The following is a 6985-nucleotide window of genomic DNA, read 5'->3' on the forward strand; positions in this document are numbered from 1 at the left end:
ATCCACAACCCGGCAATGACCCTGCTCAAAAAAGGTTGGCAAATTCTGCAGACGATTCTTTACGGCCCGGTAACACCGATAAAAAAACACGAGTAACTGCAGTCTTAGGCAAAAATGAGCAGCTGCATTTTTCCCAACAAGTGGCAGCGGAGAGTGCACATACCAGCCCAATCCGAAACGTCACGCCCATCACAGATTGCATCAGCCACCTGAAGCAATCGGCATCGCCGGTTGGTGATGCGTTTCATTTTTTTGAATCCAGTGATGCGAAGGATGAATTGATCCGTTTCTATCGGCAAAAGACAGGCACCGGGTTTCTTTTTATCATCCGGCATCCGGACGACCTGGATCATCACCCGATAAGAAGGCTGCACTATTATCCAGTTCCCGGAGAAAAAAACGAGCGTCCCGGGCTTATTTATCAGTCAGTGCCCATCACCCTGATTTTCGACTGTGACAACCTCAGGCCAAGACAGCTGGCCTCATTGAATGAGCTGTTGGAGAATCCACCCCGGCTGGATGGCATCCCCATCAGCACGACAGTCAGTCGGGTTGTTCTGGCCAAAAACGATTTAATAAATCAGCCTGATGCTCCCGGACCGGATTTCTGGCGTCGGGTATTTGCCCGGGGCAGATCCTCTTCAGCAACCTTCAATGTAACCCCGGCCGCTCTGCCATCCTGGTCAGTAAGCCATCGCACGGAGCCGCCAGAGCCCGGGAGTTTGCTGATTCACTGTGCGGGTCAGGATGTCTTTGCCAGCCTGTTTGGCAACCTGGCCATCAACAATAATGGAGAACAGTATTTTCGAGGCGGAGTGATCAGCAGCCAGCCAGAACCTGAGACCATCTGCCTGGTGGACCCGCCGGATGCCAAGAGCCTGTTCTGGCAACATTTGTCTGATATTCTTGAGCAAGGCTACTTCATCGCCAATGGTGAACGGGTGGAGCTGCCAGCATCGCTGGTCTTGCAGCAATATCACACCCCGACAGAGAATATCACGGCATTCAAACAAGCAGTCAACAACACACCGATGTTACCCGGCAAAACCTGCGGGGTTATCAATACCCATAATTTCGACGCAATCTTCAGTGATCTGTCCGCACAGGAAAACACCCTGCAAAAGACCGATACCTTTCATAAGATAGCCAGCGAATTTGACCAGCTGCTGGTTAGCGGTGAACTGACCGATGAACAATGGCTGATCCTGAAACATCGGACGGAATCACTGCCTGTAGCCCCCGGATTGGTGACAGGCACTTTGCCAGAGTCTTCTGGTAACAGTGTTGTCAGGCTGTATACCGGCAGTGTTGCCAATGTTGCTGCACATTGTTATCGACTGGCCACCGGTCAGCAATGGGAGGAGCTCTGGTTTACCAGCAAGCTGAGACTGTCAGGCAAATTGAGTTTCCAGCTGAAAGAAACCCCCTTATTGACACAACTCCTTAAGGGGAAACCGGTGGTGCTGACCGGGCTGGAACATACCCCGACCCTGGCAGGGCATCTGGAGTCACTACTGGCACCAGAGCCCTATCTCTGGATTTACGGCCAGAAAAAAGCTCTGCCCAACTGCCGACTCCATATAGTCTGGCCCGCTGACCGACTGCCTGCCCAGGGTCCATGGTTCCAGCGCTGGCAACAGCAGCAGGATACCCGGAGTAATCGGTCAGCAGGCAGTGTAGAGTCTGATAGTGTTGAGCCTGACATCGTTGAACCCGGTAAAGCCGAGTCCGTTCTGGCCGCCCCCGGTTTGATCAAACCCTTTTCGTCCCGCCATCCCGATGCAATTGGGCCATTAGGCGGTCTTTTGTCCCGCATTCGGACATTGCCCCAGAGCCCGGATAAAAGTTATCCGGTCATTCCGGTTCAGGCACCGGCTGAGTTTCTGACCCTGCTGGAGGCTCAGCTCCCCATTGAACAGCGGCTGGATCGCGCCGGGACTCTGGAGCCCTTCCACTGGCGTAAGGCCCTGAATAAGTTACTGGCCCATCCGGTGCGGGGTAATGCAACCATTTACAGTTTTGTCAAAGCTCAGATCAGTGCGATATTTCCGGATTCCATGGATGAGGTTGATCGTGATGGCATTGCTGCCATCCTGAACACCCTGCCAGCCCTGAAGCACCCAAAGGATCTGGCAGATAATTTCTGGCCATTGGCCCGTTATATGGCACCGGCACTGGGCGAGTATTTGCCCGCTACTTTCGGCAAACCTTCTCTGCGCTGTACCGCGAAGATGGCCGCCATTATCCACTCAATATTCCCTCAACAGGGCATTGAGTCTGATCTTTTGCCGGTACTGGACAACAACATCCATCCCTATTCCGGGCAACGGCTGCGTCTGCTGTACGATGCCCTGCGGGTCTGCGGCAGCCAGAGTATCCCGGTGCATCAGCAAGCCCGGGATTTGAACCGGCAACTGACCGCCATTACCCAATGCCATCCCTCTGAGCCACTGGAACAGCTGCAACAGCAGCTTCAGCACGCCTTCCCGGAACCGCTGCTGACAACCTCCTTGCCGACCCTGGCCTCAGATTGGCTGAAGGCCAGCGGTAGTCATCATCAGCAACAGGGCAGGCGGCTTGAACAGCTCACCACCATGCTCAGACAGCATAAGATCATTGAGCTCAATGGCCCGGCGGGTACCGGTAAATCCTGTCTGGCGGTCGCCACCGGGCAAGCGTTACAGGAACGGCGGCAGGCATCAATGAGCCGGCTGGCTGCGGGCCCACAGCCTGACCAGCAAACAGTGAAAACCCTGACCCTGGGACCAAACACCACCTGGGAAGACCTGTACGGTTCGGTCTCCCTGAAACGAGACCGGCAGGGCAATACGGTCTCTCATTCGGTACCCGGGCAGATAACGGAGTGGGCCAAAAGTTCTGAGCCGGGCCTGCTGGTTATTAATGAAGCGAATCTGGTGCAACACGGACTATTGTCACCACTGACCGGTTTGCTGCAATCGGCTGCCCGGCTCTGCGTCAATGGTCAGACGTTCGAGCTAACAGATAACCACCGGGTTTTGTTGACCGGTAATCCGGAAAATTATCCGGGACGGAATCTTGACCCTGAATTGCAAAGCCGGATTCTGCGCCTCTATTACCGGCCGCTGCCGGAGTCCGTTCTGCAACAAGCCATCATTGAGCCACTCCTGCCGGATACCTGGCCCATGGAACTGAGGTCCACCACTTCGGCCACCATCCTGTCCCTGCTGGCAGAGTACAGAAAGCAGGTATCCACAGACTATGAGCTGACGCCAAGGGATCTGAAAGACATCATGGCCCGGTTCCAACTGATCACGGCGGATGCACCCTGTCCCACCAGCCAGGCCCAGGTGTTGGCACTGGCTGACGAAGCGTGCGGGCAAAGCCTGGGTGGGCGGATCGATCGGGACCAACGCCCCGAATGGCAAGCGCTCAGGGATTACCGGCACAGTTCCGGTAAGGTGGACCGTTCATTGCTGGATCAGCACCAGCGTGCCTTCACACAGTTTTTCGGACAGTTGGCACAGGTGAACAAAAAGCAATCGACGCCACTGGTCATCGATACTCCGGCCACCAGAGAGTACATAAAAACCTGTTGGCAATTTCTGCAACTCAGGGAACCGGGAAGAGTGGCCATGGTGGTGGAAGGTACTGCCGGGTGGGGTAAGGATGCCCTGTTACTGCTGACCCTGACTACCTGGCAACAGCAAACCGGCAAAGGCTTTCAGCATCTCAATGGGACACCGGACCAGTTTAACCAGTTTGTGCAGGCCTTTAACCGTGCCTGGCGACTGGGTGAGGTGCTGGTGGTCAGTGAACTCAATATTATTCCTTCCGGGCCATTGGAAGAGTTTCTCAATGACCGCCTGCCGCTGCCTCACAAGGCCGGGTTCAAATTGATTGGTACCGTAAATCCGCCCACCTATCCCGGACGGACGGCATTCCCGCCATCATTGACCAGTCGATTTACCGGTGTTCATATCCACCATGATACCCGGGATGACTACCGGCTCAGGCTGCAAGCCATGGGGGTATCAGAGGAACTGAGTCGGTGGCTGACTGATTGCGCCAGTGCCCTTAATAAGGATTTCCAAGAGCAACGCATTCCCCTTGAACTGACGTTGCCGCAGCTGCTCCGGGCGGCCGATCGATTGGGTAGAACCCCCATGGGTTGGTGGCCTGAGGGCCTGAGCAGGGAGTGGCAACCCTATCTGGAAAACCGTACAAGCACATTTAAGTGGCCCTGTATTCTTGTACCATCATCAGAAAAGGGATCTTCCAGAGGTCCGGCCACTAATTTACCGGAGATTTTCAGTCAGGGCATGCCCCATGATGTGTGTATCAACCTCCAGGCAACCCGGTTTTTTCCCCGTCAATGGAATATCGTTCTGTATCGACTGAAGCTGTGCACAGCCGATGTGACCACTGACCAGGCGTTAGTTAAAAGCCCGTTACCAATGCACCCCATGGATCAGAGCAATCTTTTGCCCCTGTTAACCGGGCGAACCGATCTGAAAACCGGCGAAACCCCCGGGCGCATGACACTGAAACCGGGCCGCAATTGGCAACCATTGCCATCGCTGACCCCCAACGACCGGTTGACCGGTCTGAGATCCATTCCGAAACAGACGCAGCTGGCATGGAATAGGCACACCGGACAATACTTTCTTCGTTCCGAACTCACGGAACCGGTGACGGTGGATTTTATTATTAAGCCCGATCTGACTTATTTTCAGCCGTTAACGGCTGGTGATCCTATCAACACACAGCCCCGGTGCCCTCCGCTGATCAAAGTACATCTGGATCAGGAGGTGTTCAGCGGACACCCGGCTCAGGGATACCGGAAGTTGCAGGAAATAGGGCAGATAAGAAATCTGGCTGAACGGCTGCTGGCGCTGGTCGATTGGTTCAGAGCTTTTTCCTACGATCGTACTTTTGAAGAAACCGGCATCAGCCTGGTCAAGCAATTGTTGCAGGAACAACAGGGAACCTGCCGCCATCGTGGGTTTCTGTTTCAATTACTCTGTCTTTACTGGGGTGTTGAAGCCCGAATAGTACAATCGGTCACACACATTTTTGTTGAGGTCAGATCCCACAATGGGTGGCGGCTGTGTAATTTAGGGGGGACCTACGGAACCTGCAGTTACTCATCAGAGCCGGAATGGCACAATATTTTCAAGTCAGCGCCCGTGGAACCCGTCAATTCGCCTTACACTCAGGACGGAGCCGCTGATGGCTGGAACGGGATATTGTCACTGGCCGCTTCTCTGCTCCAGCAACACAAGTGTACTCAATCTGAATTACCCCAAGAGGCGATAAAACAAATCCAGGACACCTTTCTGGAAAAGTTCCGGAAAAATTTCCGCCCTATCCCCATGTTCAGGGATTTACTATCAGATCGATCTTACAAAATATCACCAAGTCGCGAACTTTATATCTTTGCAATGGAAATTACCTGCGATTGGGTACCGGAACAATATTTGCTGGCGGCCCGACATGCCATTAACCATTTTTCCACCCTGGCCCCCCCGGAAAAAAAAGCCATTATCGATTGGAGCCACTGTATGCTCATCAGGTCAACCGAGCATCAGTCTCCCGAAGGGCATCTTTTCTGTGAGTGGTCCGAGTTTGCCTGGCAACTGTATTTGCAAAGCCCGAATGATTTTCCCGTCCTGCCTGTTCAAAGCCTGCAGACCATTATCCGGTTCAATTTTGATCATAATGGCATGGCTCAACAAATATACCAGCGCCTGTTCCGGCTTGAGTCCATCGATAAAGTCTATCTGAAAAATGCCCACGACAGTCCGGAGGCCGACTATTTTTCCCTGCTGTACTCTTGTGAAAAATTGCCACAGGTGGCGGCTACCGAAGTTTTTTGGAGTCATGCCTCCCGGGGCAAACCGGATATTGCCCGACTGATCCGTGGTGAGCCCTGTTTCCCGCAAAAATCAACGTACTACCAGGAAACCAATACCCTGATACTGTCTGCCCGGTTTTTGATCGACAGGGCGTTGTACACCCTCCTGCAAAGCACCAACAAACTGACCGGAGCAGCGTTGCTTGAGGAGTTCCCTGAGCCCCCGCGCATGGGGATCTCAGGGGATCACATCAATGATGCAGAAAATAACCGACAGTTAATTCGCCTGATCGGCGATAAACGCTCTGCTGAAATATATACTCCGGTGATATGTAACGACCTGAAAAGATTTCGGGTACTGATCGTTGGCAACTTCCGTGACCGGGTAACCATCTTTGAAAGTTCGGCAGGGCAAAATTTCGACCTGATCGGCAGTGGGATTTTTTCTCCGGGTATTGCCCTGGATTGCCGGGAGTCGCTGGGAACCATAAAACGCCTGCTCAATGAACATGATGCAACTATTTTGGCGGGAATTAGCTGTTGAGGTTTTGTTGCGACAGGGCACCCCTATGACGAGGTGCGGCATTGCAGGGAGGAACTTTTGCCGGTTTACACCATCTAAATTGGCCGACGGACCGCAATTACTATCAGAAAAAGTACTAATATCATGCTTCCTATTCAGCCCGGTGTCGTGGTTAATGTGCACAATGACAAGCCGCAACCCGGTGATCATTCTGTTGTAACAGCTCAAAAAAGGTTGGCAAGTTCTACAGGCGATCCTTCACAGCCCAGTAAAATCGCTAAAAAAATTCCAGAAACCGGGGTTTTGTCCGTCAAAAATGAGCAGTCATATTTAGTCCAACAGGCATCAGCAGATAGTGCACATTCCAGCCCGGTCCGTAATGTTACGACCATCACCGATTGCATCAGCCACCTGAAGCAATCGGTATCACCGATAGGCGATGCGTTTCATTTTTTCGAATCCTGGCATGGGAGTGAAAAGAAGGAGGAGTTGATCCGTCTCTATCGGGAAACGACAGGTACCGGGTTTTTTTTTATTATCCGGCATCCGGACGACCTGGATCATCACCCGTTAAGAAGGCTGCACTATTATCCCGCTCCCGGACAAAAAACCGAGCGTCCCGGGCT

The 6985-nt window shown here is 53.1% G+C and carries 2 protein-coding genes; both read left to right on the forward strand.

Annotation, left to right across the window (positions count from 1 at the left end; translation table 11 throughout):
* Positions 1-140: 140 nt before the first annotated feature.
* On the forward strand, positions 141-6380 hold the full coding sequence (locus tag J7439_RS27300) for an AAA family ATPase (protein ID WP_209204120.1): 6240 nt from the start codon (positions 141-143) through the stop codon (positions 6378-6380).
* Between the two features lie 123 nt (positions 6381-6503).
* The coding region (locus J7439_RS21885) for a hypothetical protein (protein ID WP_209204121.1) at positions 6504-6985 on the forward strand (482 nt) is incomplete at its 3' end.

The sequence above is a fragment of the Salinisphaera sp. G21_0 genome, from assembly GCF_017744115.1.
Lineage (GTDB): Bacteria > Pseudomonadota > Gammaproteobacteria > Pseudomonadales > Endozoicomonadaceae > Endozoicomonas.